This window comes from Pseudomonas sp. Z003-0.4C(8344-21) (assembly GCF_900104975.1).
Lineage (GTDB): Bacteria > Pseudomonadota > Gammaproteobacteria > Pseudomonadales > Pseudomonadaceae > Aquipseudomonas > Aquipseudomonas granadensis.
Genome location: NZ_LT629756.1, coordinates 5,289,800 through 5,309,454 on the forward strand (window position 1 = coordinate 5,289,800; position 19,655 = coordinate 5,309,454).

At 60.3% G+C, this 19,655-nt stretch carries 15 protein-coding genes and 2 pseudogenes; 8 read left to right on the top strand and 9 right to left on the bottom strand.

The features are described 5' to 3' along the window. Positions 1–34 precede the first annotated feature (34 nt). The 3 genes and pseudogenes from fecA (at position 35) to BLU24_RS23935 (ending at position 3,490) form a co-directional block, all read left to right on the top strand. The gene (gene fecA / locus BLU24_RS23925; RefSeq protein WP_093104608.1) at positions 35–2,368 is read left to right on the top strand and encodes a TonB-dependent Fe(3+) dicitrate receptor FecA; all 2,334 of its coding nucleotides are present in this window, start codon (positions 35–37) and stop codon (positions 2,366–2,368) included. A 233-nt stretch (positions 2,369–2,601) separates the two neighbouring features. Then, positions 2,602–2,970, top strand: a complete 369-nt coding sequence (locus BLU24_RS23930) for an endonuclease domain-containing protein (RefSeq protein ID WP_093104609.1) — start codon at positions 2,602–2,604, stop codon at positions 2,968–2,970. 185 nt (positions 2,971–3,155) lie between these two features. After that, positions 3,156–3,490, top strand: a pseudogene (locus tag BLU24_RS23935) (endonuclease domain-containing protein). Positions 3,491–3,768: 278 nt separating this feature from the next. On the opposite strand, the gene BLU24_RS23940 reads toward BLU24_RS23935, so the two are convergent. Both BLU24_RS23940 and BLU24_RS23945 read right to left on the bottom strand, forming a co-directional pair. After that, entirely contained in the window at positions 3,769–4,176 is a 408-nt protein-coding gene (locus BLU24_RS23940; protein ID WP_016771629.1) for an HPF/RaiA family ribosome-associated protein, read from the bottom strand. A 200-nt stretch (positions 4,177–4,376) separates the two neighbouring features. Next, positions 4,377–5,324 carry a LysR substrate-binding domain-containing protein gene (locus BLU24_RS23945; RefSeq protein WP_093104610.1) on the bottom strand — a complete coding sequence of 316 codons (948 nt, stop codon included), beginning with the start codon at positions 5,322–5,324 and terminating at the stop codon, positions 4,377–4,379. Between the two features lie 135 nt (positions 5,325–5,459). Between BLU24_RS23945 and BLU24_RS23950 the strand changes: the two genes are divergently transcribed. After that, positions 5,460–6,836 (top strand): L-serine ammonia-lyase, encoded by a 1,377-nt coding sequence (locus BLU24_RS23950; protein WP_093104611.1) that lies wholly within the window; start codon positions 5,460–5,462, stop codon positions 6,834–6,836. A gap of 262 nt (positions 6,837–7,098) precedes the next feature. Beyond that, positions 7,099–7,413: a DUF3509 domain-containing protein gene (locus BLU24_RS23955; RefSeq protein ID WP_093104612.1), complete on the top strand. Its 315-nt coding sequence runs from the start codon at positions 7,099–7,101 to the stop codon at positions 7,411–7,413. On the opposite strand, the gene BLU24_RS23960 is transcribed toward BLU24_RS23955, so the two are convergent. Further along, entirely contained in the window at positions 7,410–7,910 is a 501-nt protein-coding gene (locus BLU24_RS23960) for a phosphate-starvation-inducible protein PsiE (RefSeq protein ID WP_090281834.1), read from the bottom strand. The two genes, BLU24_RS23955 and BLU24_RS23960, sit on opposite strands and share 4 nt — an antisense overlap. Before the next feature lie 329 nt (positions 7,911–8,239). Between BLU24_RS23960 and BLU24_RS23965 the strand changes: the two are divergent. Beyond that, positions 8,240–8,494: pseudogene (locus tag BLU24_RS23965) on the top strand (YebG family protein); the annotation flags it as partial. Between the two features lie 154 nt (positions 8,495–8,648). On the opposite strand, the gene BLU24_RS23970 reads toward BLU24_RS23965, so the two are convergent. After that, positions 8,649–9,668 (bottom strand): Glu/Leu/Phe/Val dehydrogenase family protein, encoded by a 1,020-nt coding sequence (locus BLU24_RS23970; RefSeq protein WP_093104613.1) that lies wholly within the window; start codon positions 9,666–9,668, stop codon positions 8,649–8,651. Between the two features lie 186 nt (positions 9,669–9,854). Here BLU24_RS23970 and BLU24_RS23975 point away from each other — a divergent pair, with 186 nt between their 5' ends. Continuing rightward, positions 9,855–10,658 carry a SirB1 family protein gene (locus tag BLU24_RS23975; RefSeq protein WP_093104614.1) on the top strand — a complete coding sequence of 268 codons (804 nt, stop codon included), beginning with the start codon at positions 9,855–9,857 and terminating at the stop codon, positions 10,656–10,658. A gap of 665 nt (positions 10,659–11,323) precedes the next feature. Here BLU24_RS23975 and BLU24_RS23980 read toward each other — a convergent pair. From BLU24_RS23980 to hmgA, 4 genes are all read right to left on the bottom strand, one after another. Further along, positions 11,324–12,694 (bottom strand): MFS transporter, encoded by a 1,371-nt coding sequence (locus BLU24_RS23980; protein WP_093104615.1) that lies wholly within the window; start codon positions 12,692–12,694, stop codon positions 11,324–11,326. A 142-nt stretch (positions 12,695–12,836) separates the two neighbouring features. Then, positions 12,837–13,472 (bottom strand): maleylacetoacetate isomerase, encoded by a 636-nt coding sequence (gene maiA / locus BLU24_RS23985; protein ID WP_090281828.1) that lies wholly within the window; start codon positions 13,470–13,472, stop codon positions 12,837–12,839. A 12-nt stretch (positions 13,473–13,484) separates the two neighbouring features. Next, the gene (gene fahA, locus BLU24_RS23990; RefSeq protein ID WP_090281827.1) at positions 13,485–14,789 is read right to left on the bottom strand and encodes a fumarylacetoacetase; all 1,305 of its coding nucleotides are present in this window, start codon (positions 14,787–14,789) and stop codon (positions 13,485–13,487) included. A gap of 3 nt (positions 14,790–14,792) precedes the next feature. Then, on the bottom strand, positions 14,793–16,097 hold the full coding sequence (hmgA, locus tag BLU24_RS23995; RefSeq protein WP_093104617.1) for a homogentisate 1,2-dioxygenase: 1,305 nt from the start codon (positions 16,095–16,097) through the stop codon (positions 14,793–14,795). 163 nt (positions 16,098–16,260) lie between these two features. On the opposite strand from hmgA, the gene BLU24_RS24000 reads away from it, so the two are divergent. Next, the gene (locus BLU24_RS24000; protein ID WP_093104618.1) at positions 16,261–17,061 is read left to right on the top strand and encodes an IclR family transcriptional regulator; all 801 of its coding nucleotides are present in this window, start codon (positions 16,261–16,263) and stop codon (positions 17,059–17,061) included. 9 nt (positions 17,062–17,070) lie between these two features. Here BLU24_RS24000 and BLU24_RS24005 read toward each other — a convergent pair whose 3' ends face one another. After that, the gene (locus BLU24_RS24005; RefSeq protein ID WP_093104619.1) at positions 17,071–19,626 is read right to left on the bottom strand and encodes a LuxR C-terminal-related transcriptional regulator; all 2,556 of its coding nucleotides are present in this window, start codon (positions 19,624–19,626) and stop codon (positions 17,071–17,073) included. Positions 19,627–19,655: the final 29 nt, after the last annotated feature.

Here is a 19,655-nt window from a genome sequence, read left to right on the forward strand (position 1 = left end):
CCCCCTTGATTCAACCTTCTCAGGATCATCCGCCATGCATCCCACCCGCCTCACACCCTTGGCTCGCACCCTGCGCAACGTCGTCCTTGGCGCCAGCCTGAGCTTCAGCGCCCTGCCCGCGGCGCTGGCCGCTGATGCCAAGGCTTATCACATTGCGCCGTCGTCGCTGGAAAACGCGCTCAATCAATTCGGCCGCGAGGCCGGGGTGCTGATCTCCTTTGGCTCGCAGGTCACCGGTGGTTTGCAAAGCCGAGGCCTGGAGGGCAACTACACCACCGAGCAAGGCCTCGATGCCTTACTCGAAGGCACCGGTCTGCAGGCCCGCGCCGAGGGCGACAACGCCTTCAGCCTGCAACCGCAGGCAGACGCGGCGCTGGAGCTGGACACGTCGAAAGTCGTCGGCGACTGGCTTGGCGATGCGGCGCAGATCAACGTGTTCGAACATCCCGGCGCTCGCGACGTGATCCGCCGCGAAGAATTTGAGCGCCAGGGCGCCACACAGGCGCGCGATGTGCTCAACCGCATCCCCGGCGTCAACGCCCCGGAAAACAACGGCACCGGCAGCCATGACATGGCGCTGAACTTCGGCATCCGTGGTTTGAATCCACGTCTGGCCGCGCGCTCGACCGTGTTGATGGATGGCATTCCGGTGCCGTTCGCGCCTTACGGCCAACCGCAGTTGTCGTTCGCGCCGATCAGCATGGGCAACATGGACGCGGTAGACGTGGTGCGTGGCGGTGGCGCGGTGCGTTACGGCCCGCAGAACGTCGGCGGCGTGGTCAACTTCGTGACTCGGGCGATTCCCGATGAGCCGACTGTGAAAGGCGGTTTCCAGACCGAAACCAGCCCTTCGTCAAGCCACGACGGCTTCAAGACCAGCGCCAACCTGTTGGCCGGTGGCACCAACGCCAATGGCCTCGGCGGTGCGTTGCTCTACTCCGGCACTCGCGGCGGCGACTGGCGCGAACACAGCGACACTGAAATCGACGACCTGATTCTCAAGGGCAAATACCAGCTCGACGAGGCCAACAGCTTCAACGCCATGGCCCAATATTACGAAGGCAAGGCTGACATGCCCGGTGGTTTGAACGTCGCCGATTACGACGCCGATCCGTACCAGTCGACGCGGCCGAAAGACCAGTTCTGGGGCCGTCGCACAATGTTCAACTTAGGCTATCGCTATCAGGAAGATCGCCGCGAATTCACTGCCAACACCTTCTTCACCAAAACCCTGCGCAGCGGTTATCTGGACCAGGGCACGTTCCTGTCGCTGTCGCCGCGCGAGTACTGGGTGCGCGGTCTGGAAACCCGTTTCGCCCAAGGTTTCGACCTCGGTCCGACCAGCCATGAAGTCGGCGTCGGCTACCGCTACATCAACGAAGCCGGCCACGAACTGCGCTATCGCACGCCGATCGCCAGCAACGAGTACCCGACCACCAACAGCCGCAATGACCGCGACACCCGTGGTGGCACCGAGGCCAATGCGTTCTTCGTCGACGATCGCATCGATATCGGCAAATGGACCATCACCCCCGGCGTGCGCTACGAAATGATCGAGTCGCAGCAGACGAACAAGCTGACCAACGTCAAATACAAGGGCGACTACAACACTGCGCTGCCTGCGCTGAATGTGCTTTATCACCTGAACGACAGCTGGAACCTGTACGCCAACACCGAAGGCTCGTTCGGCAGCGTGCAGTACAGCCAGATGCCCAACCGCGTCACCAGCGGTGAAGTGAAACCGGAAAAGGCACGCACCTGGGAAGTCGGCACGCGCTACGACAACGGCGCGTTGCGTGCGGAGATCGGCGCGTTCCTGATCAACTTCGACAACCAGTACGAAAGCAACCAGACCAACGATTCGGTGATCGCCCGCGGTGAAACCCGCCATCAGGGCATCGAGACCAGCATCAACTATGAGCTCGACGACCTGAACCCGGCGTTGACTGGATTCGATGTCTACGCCAGCTACGCCTATGTTGACGCGACCATCCGCGAAGACGGCCCGAACAAGGGCAACCGCGTACCGTTCTCCTCGAAGCACAAAGGCACGCTGGGCGTTGGCTACACCGAAGGGCCATGGAAACTCAATCTGGACAGCACCTTCCAGAGCGACCAGTTCGCCGACAACGCCAACACTACGAAGGAAAGCGCCGACGGCAACACCGGCAAGATCCCCGGCTACATGCTGTTCAGCAGCCGTGCAGGGTATGACTTCGGGCCGCAGTTGTCCGACCTGAATGTGGCGGTGGGGGTGAAGAACATTTTCAACACGCAGTACTTCACGCGTTCGTTCGATGACAACAACAAGGGTAAGTATGTGGGGGAACCGCGGACGGTTTATGTGCAGACGTCGGTGGCGTTCTGACTTGGCTGATCAAAGTCAAAAGCCCCTCATCGGAACGCCGCCCGCCTAACCCTCTCCCGGAGGGAGAGGGGACTGACCGCGTTGTTTTAGCGAGTTACGATGACATGAGATATCGAGCCGAACTCAAGTTTTGAAGCAATCGAGTTCGGCTCCCTCTCCCTCTGGGAGAGGGCTGGGGTGAGGGTTCTGGGCTACAGTGAGTTATCAAACCCACTTCACAAGGATCGTGAAGCATACAAAATCGCCCTACCCTCGCCCAGTTCGCCCGCCAGCTCCGCACCAAACAAACCGACTGCGAACACCTGCTCTGGCAAAAGCTTCGCGCCCGACAAATCGCCAATCTGAAATTTCGCCGTCAGTATCCCTGCCCACCCTATGTTCTGGACTTTTACTGCGTTGAATTGAAATTGGCGATCGAGCTGAATGGTGGGCAACACCATGAGTCGCCGGGACTGATTCATGACCAGCGCCGGACGCGCTATCTGAACCAAAAAGGCATTGAAGTCGTGCGCTTCAGTAATCTTGAGGTGATGCAGCAGATGGGCGATGTTTTGGAGCAGATCATCAGAATTGCGGCGCGTCTGAAAAAGCCCTCACCCTAACCCTCTCCCAAAGGGAGAGGGAACCGACCGAGTTGTTTTAGCGGATTACGCCCACATGAAATATCGAGCCGAACTTACGTTTTGAAACCAATCGAGATCTGCTCCCTCTCCCTCCGGGAGAGGGCTGGGGTGAGGGTTCTCGGCTACAGTGAGTTATCAAACCCACTTCACAAGGATCGTGAAGCATGCAGAATCGCCCCACCCTCGCCCAGTTCGCCCGCCAGCTCCGCGCCAAACAAACCGACTGCGAACACCTGCTCTGGCAAAAGCTTCGCTCCCGTCAAATCGCCAATCTGAATTTCGCCGTCAGTATCCCTGCCCACCCTATGTTCTAGACTTTTACTGTATTGAATTGAAATTGGGGATCGAGCTGGATGGTGGACAACACCATAAGTCGCCGGGACTGATTCATGACCAGCGCCGGACGCGATATCTGAACCAAAAAGGCATTGAAGTCGTGCGCTTCAGTAATCTTGAGGTGATGCAGCAGATGGGCGAATCAGAATTGCGGCGCGTCTGAAAAAGCCCTCACCCTAGCCCTCTCCCGGAGGGAGAGGGGACTGATTGGGGGATATTTCAGAAGTGTGTCAACTTGAGAGTTCTAATTTGAATCCATGATCGACGCGGTATGTCAGGTCGACATACATCCCGCTGACAACGCGGTCGGCCCCCTCTCCCTCCGGGAGAGGGCTGGGGTGAGGGCTGCGTTCTCACGCCGTACACCAAATCAGCCACAAACAAAAACGGGCCTGCATTCGCAGGCCCGTTCTCATTGGGGTGGCTTATGGAATCAGCGCATCAACTGTTGATCGCTGCCTGTTCATTCTCGTCAAATTCTTCTGCCAGCAACTTGTCGTTGGCTTTGCCGGTGAATGGCACTACCGCAGCGCGTGGTTTACCTCGCAGTTTGCCGAACAGGTGATCCAGTTTGTGCTCGAGTTTTTCGGCAGCACCGTCGATCGCCTGTTCCAGCGAATCGGCTTTGTGGGTCACGGAAATCGGTTGATGGCCTTTTGGCCGCGCCTCCAGTTGGCAGCGCAAGTCATGGGGACCTGGTTTCTCGCCGTTCTCGTCGCTCAGGTGGACTTCGACACGGGTCAGGTCTTCTTCATAACGGTCGAGCGTGCTCTCAATAGTTGTACGTACCCACTCCTCCAGTCGCTTACTGCTTTGAATATGGTTATCGCTGTTGACTTGGATTTGCATAGTTCATCCCTTATTTCAGCTAGCTCGCAAGGGGCCTGGAACAGGATTTCGTGACCCCTTGATTACAACAATCGGCCCGAGCGGCGAACATTTCAACCCCTGAAAAAAGATAAATATTGATTCGCAAAAAAAGCCGGACAACCGAGCGAAGCGCTGGTAAGGTCGGGAGTTGGGTCGCCCTGCGCCCCGGCAAGGTTTGCTCACAATTGCCCGTCATTCAGCGGGTGCAAGCTGCGGAAAATCCCCGCCTCCTCCACCAGCCAGTCATGCACTGCTCGTACGCCCGGATGGCTCAGCGCCCCCGGCGCATAAAGCAGCACGTAACGTTTGTGATTAGGCACCGACAGGCCGAACGGCACGATCAGCGCGCCGCGCTCCAGTTCGTCGTTGAGCAAAGTACGTCGGGCAATCGCCACGCCCATGCCGGCAATTGCCGCCTCGATGGTCAGGTGGTTGCGATTGAAGGTATGCCCGCGCCGCACATCCGCGCCTTCGAAGCCGATCGCGTTCAGATAAAACTCCCACTCGGCGTATTCATAGCTGCCGCGCCACGCAGTGATATCGTGCAGCAGCGGGAAATGCAGCAGATCCGCCGGCCCGTGCAACGGCGGCCGCCCGCGCAACAGGCTCGGCGCACACACCGGAAAAATCTGCTCGTCGAGCAAGGCTGTGGATAACAATCCGGGGTAGCTGCCGTCGTTCAGATCGATCGCCAGATCGAATTCGCCTTCGTGCAGCGGCACGCTGCTGTCCTCGGCAACGAGGCGCAACTGAATGTCCGGATAACGCTGTTGCAGGCGTGGCAGACGCGGCGTCAGCCATTTGCTGAGAAACGACGGAATCGAGCGCACACGCAGCGTTCCGCTGATCATCCCGGCATCCAGCCGTCGCAATTCCGCATCGATGCTGCCGTAGGCTTCGTTGACAGTAATCGCCAGGCGCTGGCCTTCAGCACTCAGCTCCACGCCGCGCGCGCGCCGATGAAAAAGACGAAACCCCAACCGCTCTTCGAGTTGGCGGATCTGCTGGCTGACCGCACCGGGGGTGATGTGCAGTTCTTCGGCACAACGGGTGAAGGACAGGTGCCGTGCGGCACAGGAAAACACCTGCAGCCAGACATAAGTCTGCGCATGCAATTGACGGCTCATCGTTTAGTCCTGCTAAAGGCTTTCTTAGGAAGTTTCGTTGGTCACCTCGGACCGAGGCAGGCAGTATCGCCGAAATTGCGCTTGTCCGACAAAAAATGGCAGCGATTCCTCCTCCATTGCTTGTAAGGGTTTAGCATGGCTATCAGTGTTTTCGATCTGTTCAAAGTAGGCATCGGGCCGTCCAGTTCCCATACCGTGGGTCCGATGCGTGCGGCGGCAACGTTTGCCCAGGCCTTGATTGATCAGGATTTGCTCAATGACGTACGCCGCGTCGAAATCCGGTTATACGGTTCGCTCTCGGCCACGGGCGTCGGTCACGCCACTGATCGCGCCACGGTCATGGGCCTGATGGGTGAGTGGCCGGACAGCATCGATCCGTCGACCATCGACGCCCGCATTCGACAACTGCGAGAAACCGGCCAACTGTCCCTCGCCAGCCAGCAAACCATTGCTTTCGACTGGCAGCGCGATCTGCTTTTGCTGGATGAAAGCCTGCCCTATCACCCCAACGCCATGTCGCTCACAGCCTTTGGCGCGACCGGCGAGTTGTTCGAGCAAACCTATTATTCGGTTGGCGGCGGTTTCATCATCGAAGCCGCTGAAGCCGAATCCGGCGTGGCCCCAAGTGGCGACGTTGAATTACCGTACGATTTTTCCAGTGCCGCGCAATTGCTGTCGCTGTGCAAGCAGCACAACCTGCGCGTGTCCGAGTTGATGATGGCTAACGAGCGCGCCTGGCGCAGCGATGCCGAGATCCGTCAGGGCCTGTTGCACATCTGGGCGGTGATGCGCGAGTGCGTGGAAAAAGGCTTGAGCCACGAAGGCATATTGCCGGGCGGGCTCAATGTGCCGCGCCGCGCGGCGAAGCTGCATCGCAGCCTGCTGGAGATCGGCAAGCCGAATGTGATCAGTTCAACGCTGTCGGCCATGGAGTGGGTCAACCTGTTCGCCCTCGCCGTCAACGAAGAGAACGCCGCCGGCGGGCGCATGGTCACCGCGCCGACCAACGGTGCCGCCGGGATCATTCCGGCGGTGCTGCATTACTACATGAAATTCAACCCGGACGCGTCTGATGATGATGTCGTCGCGTTCTTTCTGGGCGCGGCCGCCGTCGGCATTCTGTGCAAGAAAAACGCCTCGATCTCCGGCGCCGAAGTCGGTTGTCAGGGTGAGGTGGGTTCGGCCTGCGCGATGGCTGCGGCGGGTCTGGCGGAAATCCTCGGCGCTACTCCGGAGCAGCTGGAAAACGCCGCTGAAATCGGCCTCGAGCATAACCTCGGCCTGACCTGCGATCCGGTCGGCGGACTGGTGCAGGTGCCGTGCATCGAGCGCAACGCGATAGCCGCGGTCAAGGCGATCAATGCCACGCAAATGGCCCTGCGCGGCGATGGCAATCACTTCATTTCACTCGACCGGGTGATCCGCACCATGCGCGACACCGGCGCCGACATGCACGACAAATACAAGGAAACCTCGCGCGGCGGCCTCGCCGTGAACTGGGTGGAATGCTGATCGAGCGGCCTGCACCGTCAGCGACCATCGACGCGTTCCTGCCCTGAAAACGCGCCATAAAAAAAGGCGAGCCGCAGCGCTCGCCTTTTTTGTTGCCGTGTTTATTGTTCGACAATTTTTCCGGCATGACCCTTGCTGTAACCCCTGTGAGGCAAACGGACTTTGCGAACCTCAGCGAACGAGATGCCAATGGTCTGGAATGGCGAACCAACCCGATCATGGCCGGTCAACAACTGCACGTTCAATCAGGCGGTGACGCATCATGGACAACCCATTTCAGATCATTACCGATGCTTTCGCGCCGGACTATCAGATCAACCTGAGCATTCAGGGGCTGGACGGCAGCATCATGCTGACCCTGTCCAACGGCGGCCGGATCGTCGCCAAACGCATGATCAGCGCCGAACAGCGCAATGATCCCGAGCGTTTGAAGCGACTGGTGCAAAGCATCCAGTTCGGCATCGCCATCGAGCAGGGCCACAGCGCCATGTCGATTCTCGAAGCCATGACCAACAGCGCCGGGCTCACCCCGCCGCCATCAGTCAAGAGCCCGCCGAGCCAGACGGCGGGACTTTAAAGTTCACCCTTTTCGACTTCCGGATGCTCGCTCGAACCCGTGCCGATCTTGCGCTGCGGGTTCTCGATCTTCACTGACGGGAATTGCGACGAGGCGTAACGCACCACCAGGATCGCAAACGCCAGCAACAGAATGCCGCCGCACAGGTAGATGATGCCCATGTCCGGCGGGTTGTGGTGCGAGACGTTGGAGATCAGCAGACGCGTCAGTGCGGTGATCGCCACATAGATCAGGAAACGCACCGGCATGTGGTTGGTCTTGAAATAAATCCCGACCATCGCCCCCAGTTCCAGGTAGATGAACAGCAGCAGAATGTCGTCGATCTTGATGTGCCCGACTTCGAGCATGCCGAGAAACTCCATCACCGCCGCCCACGCCGTCACCGCACCGATGGCGAACAGCGCCAGGTAGTGGAAGGTTTCGACGAACAGGTTGCCCAGGGACTCGGCCAGTTGATGCACGTTCTGCCGCAGTTTCTCGGCCCAGTTGATTTTCACGATGATGTTCCTTAGCCCGATTCGAGCGGATGATGCGTGTTGGACGTTACGGTTTGCCGCATGCCCTGGTTGTCATGCAGAAACGAGGCCACGCCATCATGGCGAACCGCCGCCAACCCCGCCCCGTGGCGTTTCGTCGCACGGTCGGTGCCTGTGTGGAAGCAAGCCTGCTCGCGAATGCCGCCGACACGCGCCCCACTGACAAAGCGAAAATCCGGTCTACATTGAAAAGCCACTACCCATGGCGCAGGGATTCGCTTATCCTTTTCGCTGTATATGGATACAGTAGTCGACAAGACAACTTAACGTGAAGGCATGTGAGGTGGTGAATGGCCGTCGAAGTGGTATACCGCAGCAGCCGAGATCTGGAGCGCTTGTTCATGGATAAAGCCGAAGCTGACCGTCATGACAAAATGCTCGAACTGGCCGAATATCTGGCCGATGTTCTGCAAAAAGCCGTTCCGTCTCTGACTGAGCAGCAAGTGGAAGAAGCCGGGATCTACATGGCGAAAAATCGCGATGTGTTCGCCCGGGCGTTCAAGAGCCAGCCAGACGCGCTGGCTGAACTGATCAACGCACCGGCCGAAACGGTCGAAGCGAACGAGCCTGGCGAGGGCGTGGAAGCGCCTGAAGCGCCGGTGAAACCGGCCAAAGCGGCGAAGGCTGCGAAGTGATAAACGCCTGAATTGAACAGGCCCCGAGTCGAACGACTCGGGGCCTTTTTAATGCCCGTGAAACTCAGCGATACAAAACTTTTTCTGCCAGTTCATCGGCGACCCGCGCCGGCGAGCGTTTTTCCGCCTGTGCGTGAGCAAAAACTTCGGTCAGCCTTGAACTGATCTTCGACAGATGCGCGGTGATCGTCGGCAGTTCTTCCCCACGATGTTTCAGCGAAACGTAGATCAGGCCGCCGGCGTTGATCACATAATCCGGCGCGTAAAGAATGCCGCGTCGCTCCAGTTGGTCGGCCATGTCCAGGTGCGTCAGCTGATTGTTCGCCGAGCCGGCCACCGCCGCGCAGCGCAACTGGCTGACCGTGTGGCTGTTCAATACGCCGCCCAGACCGCACGGCGCGAGGATGTCGCAGGGCGTACTGAGCAAGGCATCGTTGGCAATCGGGTGGGCGTTGAGTTGCTCCATCGCCAATTGCACCTTGCCATGGTCGATATCGCTGACCAGCAGTTCGGCGCCCACCGCGTGCAGTTGCTCGGCCAAGGCAAAACCGACATTGCCTAAGCCCTGAATGGCGATGCGCAAGCCTTCGAGATTGTCGCTGCCCAGCCGCGCCATGGCGGTGGCCCGAATCCCGGCGAACACGCCCATTGCCGCATGCGGCGCCGGGTCGCCAGCCGAGGTGGTGCTGGTGACATGGCGGGTCTGTTGGGCGATGCAATCCATGTCGGCCACGGAAGTGCCACTGTCGATGGCGGTGATGTAGCGGCCGTCGAGCTGGTCGATGCAACGACCGAAGGCCTCGAACAGTGCGCCACGGTTTTCGACATGGGCCGGCCGCACGATCACCGCCACTCCGCCGCCCTGCTCCAGCCCGGCCAGTGCGGCTTTGTAACTCATGCCCTGAGCAAGACGAATGGCGTCCTCGATGGCTGATTCGTCATCGGGATAGGCAAGGTAACGACATCCGCCCAGGGCAGGCCCGAGGCGACTGTTATGAATGGCAATGACCGCCCTCAACCCGGAAACCGGGTCGACGCTAAGGTGCAGCGATTCCAGGCGAGTGCTTTGCATGAGAGCGAACATCGACAGGCTCCCGAATCACTTCTTGTAGAACGCCAGTATAGGCTTGCCCGTGAAAATTGCTGGAGCGCGCCGGAATAAGCGCCCGCGCCGACAAGCGCTTTGCGGCATAACTCCGTGCCGGCAATGCGGGGTACTGGACGAATCCCGCAGAGGAGGCTAAAAACGAGGCAATGCCCGGAGATTTCGATGAACCCGCGTCAGCGCTTTTTTGATTGCCTGCACCGCACACCGCCCGCACTGTTGGAAGCGGCGTTGTGGATCGCGGCCGAGCACGAAAAAGCCGTCGATCCGCAAGCGCTGTTGCAGGAATTCAAGGAGCTGCAGCAACGGATCAGTTATGGCTTGCCGATGCTGCCGGTCAGTGAGTTGGCGCAACCGTTGTTACGGCGGATGAACGATCTGGGTTTTGCCAAGGACGACTTTTTGCCGCTGCGCCCGCAGGCGGCCTTGCTGCCTGAAGTCTTGCACAACCGTCGCGGGCAACCGTTGGCGCTGGCGATAATTGCGCTGGAGTTGGCGCGGGGTCTGGAGATTCCGCTGGTCGGGGTCAACTTTCCGGGCCATTTTTTGCTGCGCGTGCCGGGCGCCGATCATTTGCTTGATCCGTGCGGGGGCCGGCGTCTGTATCCCAATGATTGTCGTGAGCTGTTGCAGCGCCAGTACGGTCCGAACATGAGGCTCAGTGCCGAGCATCTGCTGACCGCCAGCCCGCAGCAAATGTTGCAGCGCCTGTCGCGCAATCTGCGTCAGTTGCACTTGAGCCATGATGACTTTATCGCCGCGCTGATCGACGCCGAACGGGTGCTGGAATTGGGTAACGCTTCGGCCGCTGACTATCTGGCCCGCGCCAGTCTGTATCAGCGCCTTGATTGCCCGAATGCCGAGCGCTTTGATCTGGAGCATGCGCTGTTGCTCAGTGACGACCCGATCCAGCGCTTGCGCCTGACCGAGCGGCTCGGGCATTTGCCGCCCAACTCTGTCGTTCACTGAAACGTCGTTTTTTGTAGGAGTGAGCCTGCTCGCGATGGCTTGCTTTCCGGCGCTGAGTTTTGGGTACATATCCGTTGCTGCGGGTGCTGCGGCTGGCGGTTTCGCCCTTACGGCGAGTCCCTTTTTCAAACGCCAAAAAGGAACCAAAAGGCTTTGCTCCTACGTACGGCCCTCGCAGGCTCGGGTTCCTTCGCTGCGGGATCGATCCGGGCGCAGCGGCTACGGTTTGCTTCGCTGCACCTACTTCCGCTGTGTACGACTTCGTCGTACGGTCGCTGCGCTCCCACGCCCGGATCAATCCCTCCGCTCAGCCTTCCGATGTCGCCGGTTAGGCAAGATCAAGAGCACTCGAGCTGGCGCTCATTGTTGAGTGGTTAGAAGCGGGTGGTTGGCTTGGGATTTGTGGTGTGGCTGCCCCTCACCCCAGCCCTCTCCCCCAGGAGAGGGAGCCGATTTGTGTTGGCTTGGAATTTGTATTCGACTCGGTATTTCAGGTCGGCGCAGCTCTCGCATCCACCTCGATCAATCCCCTCTCCCTCTGGGAGAGGGCTAGGGTGAGGGGCTTTTGATTTGAAGGGCTGGCGAGCTGACACTCGACCTATGGTTATGCGCGATTTCATGTGGCAGCTAGCCCTGCTAGCGATGCGGGCGACTCGGTCTATCCGTCAGACCGCGCTATCGCTCTTCGCCAGCAGGCTGGCTCCCGCAGGACTTTGCCTGGCCTCGGAAGGCGCGCGAACCTGGATGATCAACAGTGCGGCGATGACCGCTGGAATCGCGCAGAAAAAGAAAATCTGCGCCACCGGTATGTGCATCGCCAGCAACAGGCTGCCGAACAACGGCCCGAGAATCGATCCGAAGCGCCCCACGCCCAAGGCCCATCCGGTGCCGGTGGCGCGCACGTGCGCCGGGTAGAAATTGCTGGCAAACGCATTCAGCGTCAGTTGCCCGCCGATGATGCAGAACCCGGCCGCGAATACGCAGGCGACCAGATAGCGCGGATTGTCGTGATTGAGACCGAGCAGGATCGTGCACAGCGCCGCGCCGGCCAACACGCCGGACAACAGACGCACTTTGTGCTTCAAGCGATCAGCGAACCAGGCCATGCAGATCGCGCCAAGCGTGCCGGCGAACAGGAACATTGAGGTCACCAGATTGGCTTCGTTGAGCTTCAGGCCGCTTTCCAGCAGCAATGAAGGCAGCCAACTGATCATGAAATACAGCAGAATGAGGCTGACGAAAAACGTGGCCCAGATCAGCAAGGTCGGCCGTGCGTAGCCGTTACGAAACAACTCCACGACAGTCAGTTTGCTGCCCTGTTCGCGCTCGTTCTGCTCGACGCTGGCTACCGGCGGCTGCCAGTCCGGCAGCATCCGCGCGCTGACTTTGCGCAGCCGCGCATACGGTGGTGCGTCACGCAGCAGACGCGGCAGTGACTCCGGCAGCATCCACCACAGGAATGGAAACAGCAGCAGTGGCGTGACGCCACCGGCGAGGAACACCGCTTGCCAGCCGAACCGGTCGATAAACCCGGCGGCGACAAAACCGCCGGCCGCCCCGCCGAAGGAAAAGCCGCAGGCCGCGAGCGTCACCATCAAGGTGCGCAAGCGCGGTGGCGAATATTCCGACATCAGCGCCATGGCGCTGGGCATCGCCCCGCCCATGCCGATGCCGCAGATAAAGCGCGCGATCATCAGGCTGTTCAGCGAGTCGGCGAAGACCATCAGCACAGTCAGCGTCGCGTAGATCAACACGCAGGCAAGCAGAATGCGCCGCACGCCAAAGCGGTCAGCCAGTGGCGTCACCGCTAGAGAGCCAAGGGTGAGACCGAGCAGGTTGGCACTGAACACCGGCCCGAACGCCGATTTCTCCAGACCCCAGTCCTGGGCCAACGCCGGCACCACATAACCGAGCACCTGGGCGTCATAGCCATCGGTAACCAGCAGCAGCGCCAGCAGGATCAAGAGCAACCATTGATAACGGGACACGGGGCGGGCGTCGAGTGCCGCGCGGAAGCTGGCAATCTGGTTGTGCATCGCAAGGTACCTGTCTTGTTTTTATGATTCTTTTGCACGCCGCCGATCTCTGTAGGAGTGAGCCTGCTCGCGATAGCGGTGTATCAGGCGAGATTATTCTGACTGCCACACCGCCATCGCGAGCAGGCTCACTCCTGCAGGGTCATGGGGTGTCGGGCTGGTTGGCCGGATGCGCCTTGAGGAACGCCGGATGCTCCGCCGCCAACGCCGCAACCCGGCGGATTTTCGGAAATGCCTCAAGGCTCACATTGAAGCGCTCAGCCGCATACAACTGCGGGATCAGATAGACATCCGCCACACACGGCCATTCACCGAAACAGAAGCCACTCTCACCGATCAACTGCTCCACCGTCGCCAGGCCCTGACTGATCCAGTGGCTGATCCACTCGATCACCTGCGGCTCGTCCTGCCCCGACTGGCGCAGGCGATTGAGCACGCTGACGTTGTGCAGCGGATGCACATCGCAACCGATCACCGCCGCCACGCCACGCACTTGCGCACGGGCGACGAGATCATCCGGCAGCAACGGCACCTGTGGATAACGTTCCTCGAGATATTCGATGATCGCTGGCGACTGAATCAGCAAGGCGCCGCCATCGGTGCGCAAGGCCGGCACCCGGCCCTGCGGATTGAGCGCCAGATACGCCGCTTGCCGATGCTCGCCGCCCGCCGGCGCGATCAGGTTGACCGGCAGCGCGTGATATTCCAGGCCCTTGAGCGCCAGCGCAATGCGCACCCGGTACGACGAGGTCGAACGGTAATAGGTATAGAGATCCATGAGCTGCTCCCGTCAGCGCGCCGCCAGCACTTTGCCGCGGCACTCGCCAAAGCCGATCGAGGCAAAACCGTCACGGGCGCAGCGTGCGCGCAGAATGATCTCGTCACCGTCTTCAAGGAATTTACGTACCTCGCCAGACGCCAGTTCGATCGGTTTTTTGCCGCCCTCGGTGATTTCCAGCAGGCTGCCGAACTGACCGCTATCGGGGCCGGACAAGGTGCCCGAGCCGAACAGATCACCGGCCTGCAACTGGCAGCCGTTGACGCTGTGATGCGCGACCATCTGCGCGACCGTCCAGTACATGTAGCGGGTGTTGCTCAAGGTCAGACGATGGGCCGGCAGGTTCTGCTCGCGCATGGCTTCGGTGAGCAGCAGCACTTCCAGCTCGATGTCGAAGGCTCCGCCGTCCTGATCGCGTTTATCGAACAGATACGGCAGCGGCTGCGGATCGCCTTGCGGACGCGCTGGTTGCGCGGTGCGGAACGGCTCCAGCGCTTCGGCCGTCACCACCCAGGGCGACACGCTGGTGATGAAACTCTTCGACAGAAACGGCCCCAGCGGCTGATATTCCCAAGCCTGGATATCGCGCGCCGACCAGTCGTTGAGCAGGCAGAAACCGGCGATATGCTGCGCGGCATCGCCAATGGCGATCGAGTCGCCCATCTCGTTGCCCGGGCCGATCCAGATGCCCAGTTCCAGTTCGTAGTCCAGACGCGCGCAGGGGCCAAAGACCGGTTCAGTCTGACCGGCCGGCAGGGTCTGGCCTTTCGGGCGCCGCACGTCGGTGCCGGATACGCGTACGGTCGAGGCGCGGCCGTGATAGCCGATCGGCACGTGCTTGTAGTTGGGCAGCAACGGATTGTCGGGGCGGAACAGTTTGCCGACGTTTTGCGCGTGTTCGATGCCGACGTAGAAGTCGGTGTAGTCGCTGATGCGTGCTGGCAGGTGCATCTGGCAATCGGCAGCCAGAGGCAACAGTTTTGCCCCCTGCGCTTCGATACTGCCGCGCACGGTGCTGCCTTCGCTGAACAATTCCAGCAAACGCGTGCGCAAGGCAATCCGTGCCTCGCGACCGAGTTCGAAAAACGCATTCAACTGACCGCCGTGCATGGCTTCGACAGCACTGCGCGCAGCACCATCGAACAGCCCGGCTTCCAGCGCTACTTGCAGATCGAAGATGTGCGCGCCAATCGCAACCCCAGCGCGCGGCGCAGAACCTTCACGGCTGAACACACCGAGCGGAAGGTTCTGTAACGGAAAATCAGCATGGCCGTTGGCCGAGGCGACCCAACTGCGGGTGATGGAATTCTGCGTCATGGGTTATCTCCGGGTCGGGTCGAACGTGGCGGGCAGCGTGGCCCAGCAAGCGTCGTAAGAAGGTTGCAATTGCGGGCATTCGAGGGCGAAGCGACTGGGGCGCAGTACCTGGCTGGTCTCGAACATGAAGGCCATGGTGTTGTCGATCTTCGCCGGTTTGAGTTCGGCGTTGATCGCTTTGGTGCAGGTTTCGCCATCCGGGCCGTGGGCGCTCATGCAACTGTGCAATGACGCGCCGCCCGGCACGAAGCCTTCGGCCTTGGCGTCGTATTCGCCCTGGATCAGGCCCATGAATTCGTTCATCAGGTTGCGGTGGAACCACGGCGGACGGAAGGTATTCTCGGCGACCATCCAGCGCGGCGGGAAAATCACGAAGTCGAGGTTGGCCAAGCCGTGCACGCTGGTTGGCGAGGTCAGCACGGTGAAGATCGATGGATCGGGATGATCGAAGCTGACCGTGCCGATCGTGTTGAAGCGGCGCAGATCATATTTATACGGCACGTTGTTGCCATGCCAGGCGACCACGTTGAGCGGCGAATGATTGAGTTCCGTGCCCCACAACTGGCCAAGGAATTTCTGCACCAGCGTGGTCGGTTGCTGCAGGTTTTCGTAAGCGGCGACCGGGCTGAGAAAATCCCGCGGATTGGCCAGCCCATTGCTGCCGATCGGGCCCAGGTCCGGCAGGCGCAGCGGCGCGCCATGGTTTTCGGCGATATAGCCACGCGCCTGCGCGTCGAGTAGTTCAACGCGGAATTTCAGACCGCGCGGCAGGACGACGATCTCCAACGGTGCGACTTCCAGCACGCCCAATTCAGTGGCGATACGCAGACGGCCGAGTTGCGGCACCACCAACCATTCACCATCAGCATTGAAGAACACGCGCTCCATCGAACGGTTGGCGAGGTAATTGTAGATACTGATCCCGGTCGGTTTTTCCGCGCTGGCATTGGCGGCCATGCTCACCAGCCCGTCGATGAAATCGGTCGGTTCGGCGGGAATATCCAGCGGGTTCCAGCGCAGGCGATTGGGCGTCACTTCACCCAACGGGCCGCCGGCGATTTGCCGCTCGAGTTTGGCGAAGGCCGGGTGATTGGCTGACGGCTGAATCCGGTACATCCACGTACGCCGCGCTTCGCTGCGGGCCATGGTGAACGCGGTGCCGGAAAACAATTCGGTGTAGAGGCCGTACGGGGCTTTTTGCGGAGAATTCTGGCCAACGGGCAGCGCGCCGGGCAACGCTTCAGAGCTGAATTCGTTGCCGAACCCGGACTGATACGCCAAGGCCTGAGCGGTTGAATCGGAGTTCATGGAGCCTCCTGAACAGGGAGTCGGCAGTGGCCCATCGCTCTGGCTCAGAGGTCTCGGCACGCCGGGGTTGTTATTATCGTAATCAGATTACGCATAACGTAATTTGCTCGCTATCCAGCGTCAAGCTATAAAGACGCCCATTCGAACCGGAACCGCCAGCCCCATGGAAAAAACCAGCGACAGCAACGGCAAACAGAAAGTCCGCTCCGCCGAGGTCGGCACTGACATCCTCAAGGCGCTGGCCGAGCTGTCGCCATCGACGTCATTGTCGCGCCTGGCCGAGCACGTGCAGATGCCGGCGAGCAAGGTGCATCGTTATCTGCAAGCGTTGATCGCTTCAGGTTTTGCCGAGCAGAACGCTGCGACCAACCATTACGGTCTGGGCCGGGAAGCGCTGCGCGTCGGCCTCGCCGCCCTCAACAGCATGGACGTGCTGAAAGTCGCCGCCCTGCCCTTGTCCGAGTTGCGCGACGAACTCAATGAAACCTGCTTTCTGGCGGTATGGGGTAACCAAGGTGCGACCGTGGTGCATATCGAACCGGCTGTGCGCGCGGTGACGGTGGTAACGCAATTGGGCTCGGTATTGCCGCTGCTCAGCTCCTCGACCGGGCTGGTGTTCAGCGCCTACCTGCCGCATCGGGAAACCGATGACTTGCGCGAAATGGAAGTCGCCGCCGCCGAGCATCCGCTCAAGGACGAGATGGCTTACACGAAACTGTGCGAACAAATCCGCGAGCGCGGTCTGCATCATGTGCACGGTTTGTTGATGCCGGGGGTGGATGCGCTGTCGGCACCGGTGTTCAATGCGGTCGGACAGATCGCCGCAGTGCTGACCATCGTTGGCCCGACCTCGCTGTTTCACGCCGACGAAAACGGCCCGGCGGCGCAGCGCTTGCTGGCGGCGACGCGGGCCGTTAGTTGGCGCATGGGGTATGAAACGGACACACGGCTTCCCACTCGTTGATCCGCTGACTCAATTCAGCTCAAGCCCCAAAAACTTCGCGCTCGCCACTGCCTGGGTACGACGCTTGACACCCAACTTTGCATTTATCCTCCGTGCGTGAGTCTTCACCGTGTGCAAAGAAATAAACAATTGATCGGCAACTTGTTGGTTGGAATGACCTCGTGCGATCAGACAAAGCACTTCCCGTTCGCGTTGACTGAGCACTTCGTGACGACTTGGGTTCTGCGCGCAACTGCTTTCAACAGGATTGCCCAACGCGTTCAAAAGATCTTGTTGACGCAATTTGAGTTCGCGCAACGCCTGATACAAGTCGTGCTGACCGACCAATTGAAGACCTTGCTGTAATTGCTCGCAGGCAGTAGGCCGGTCGCCGAGCAAAAACGCTACTTGCGCCAACGCGAAACGTAATTCGGTTTCCAGCGAGACCATGCGGAATCGTTGCGCCGCTTCAAGGAGACGTTGCAGGTCGGCTATCGGATCGCACGCCGTGTCTGTCCCGACTCGCGCAATGATCAACAAGTATTCGACCCGGGGAATCAATTCAAGCGTGGCCGGTGGAGCCTGCACCGCATCGGCGCCTTGGTAATGGCGCAAAAGACGTGCCATCGCCTCGCAGGCCAGGTCGGCACGCCCTTGCTGCAGCCAGATAAGACTGCTCACTTGCAACATGACGCCGCGGTAAACCGTATCCGGAATCTGTCGCTGCTGCATCAGTCGCTCGGCATCGCGCAGCCAGACGAAGGCCTTTTCATAATCGGTCTGACTCGCCGCCAACTGCGCCAGCCCCAGATAGCCATACAAGGCACGCTTGTCGTGGTTGCGTCGGCAGTCATCCAGGCCTGAGCGGAAAAATTCTGCGGCCGCCGCGTCCAGTCCCTGACTCAAGGCGAGGCGCCCGCGACGGAGCGCGATTCTTCCACGCAACGGGGTCAGCCGGTTGAGTTGTCGGCCAAGCAGGTCATCGACGCCGGCCAGCAGACTCTCGGCCCGGCATGCCGCGCCACGCTGTTCCAGCAATTGCGCATGATCGAGTTCAAGCAATGCCTCGCACACCAGCGAACCTTGCGCCCGCGCCAAACACAGTGCCTGTCGGTTGAAGGTCTGCGCGACGTCGAGCTGGCCTTGCAAGAGAGCTTGCTGAGTCAACCCCGACAAACACATGATCCGGGCAACCTGACGGTCGACATCAAGTTCATCCAGCGCCTGGCTGAAATGCGCATGTGCCAAGGCCATACGTCCTTCCAGGTGCAGTAACCAGCCCTGCAGCGCTTGCCACTGCGCGATCAGTTGGCGTTGCTGCGCCATGCAGGGCTGAGGCGAGAACCTCGACAAATGCTGTATGCACTGACGCGCCTGCTCGAAACGCCCGGCAAAAAGCAATGCGCTGGCGATCAACCCGACCAGGTGCGGGGTACTGGTCGTCAGCTCTCCGGCCTGGGATCCGTATAAACGCAACAGCAGCACCACGGTCTGCTCTTCAAACAATTGCTCGAAGCTGAAATGCTGCAACAGGCTCACCGCCGTTTCGTATTCCTCGGCAAGCAGCGCCTGTTCAAACGCGCAACGCCAGTCTTCCCTGGCCGCAAACCACTGACAGGCGCGGCGATGCCATGATCGACCTGCGGGCCAGGGTTCGGTTTGCATCACTTGAGCCAACGGTGGAAAGACCCGCCACCAGTCGACGGACGCCTGCCAGGGCTCAATGAAGCAACCGAGCGTCTGCAACGTGCGCAAACCTTCAGCGCCCTCCCCGGCTCCGAAAAGGTGATCGCACAATTGCGCATTGAAGCGCGGCAGGTGCGCAAGCACCCGCCAGGCCTCAATCAGCTCCGGCGTCAGACCGCTGAACAATTCGTGCTGCAGATAATCGAGCAGGGTGTCCGCTCGCTGCGCAGCTGGCTGACCCTGGGCCCAGTCGCATTTTTGCAGCAGAACCATGCGCACCCCGGCGCACCACCCGGCGGTGCGCTGGATGATTCGTGCGGCGACGCTCGCAGCCTGTTCCAGAGGTAAATGCCCGAGGGCTGCGGCGACTTCATCCTGAGTCAGTGCCAGCGTTGCGCTCTCGCATTCGTACAACGCATCGTCGAGCAGCAGCCGCGGCCAGTTGCAGAGGGGGCGTCGACGCGAACTGATCCACCAGACCAGCGCCGGGCTGCTCACTGCCAGCAAGCGATCAAGCAAGGCGTCCAGCGCTGGTTCGGGATGTCGGCAGTAATCATCGATAAACAGCCAGGTCGGCATCGACCAGCGCGTCAGGGCCGAGATGAGCCCGGGTTCGGTTGCGTCGTCCAGCCCCAGCGTATCCGCCAACCGCTGGTAAAAAACGTCGACGCTCAAAGCGCTACCAGCCAAGGGTAACCAGTGCACCGAACAATGCTCAGGAGCCTGCAACAGACACTCGGCAAGCAGCGCGGTTTTACCGCTTCCGGCGGGAGCACACAGCAACCGGACGCGCGCCGTCGACGCAAGTAATGGTGCGCTCAAACGCTCGCGTGGCTGATGTTTGCAGGAGAGTCTGGGCAGAAATCCGGGTCGATCCAGGCACGCTGTCATGGCGGTCATCGGCTGAGCCTTTTTATCATTGTGCCGTC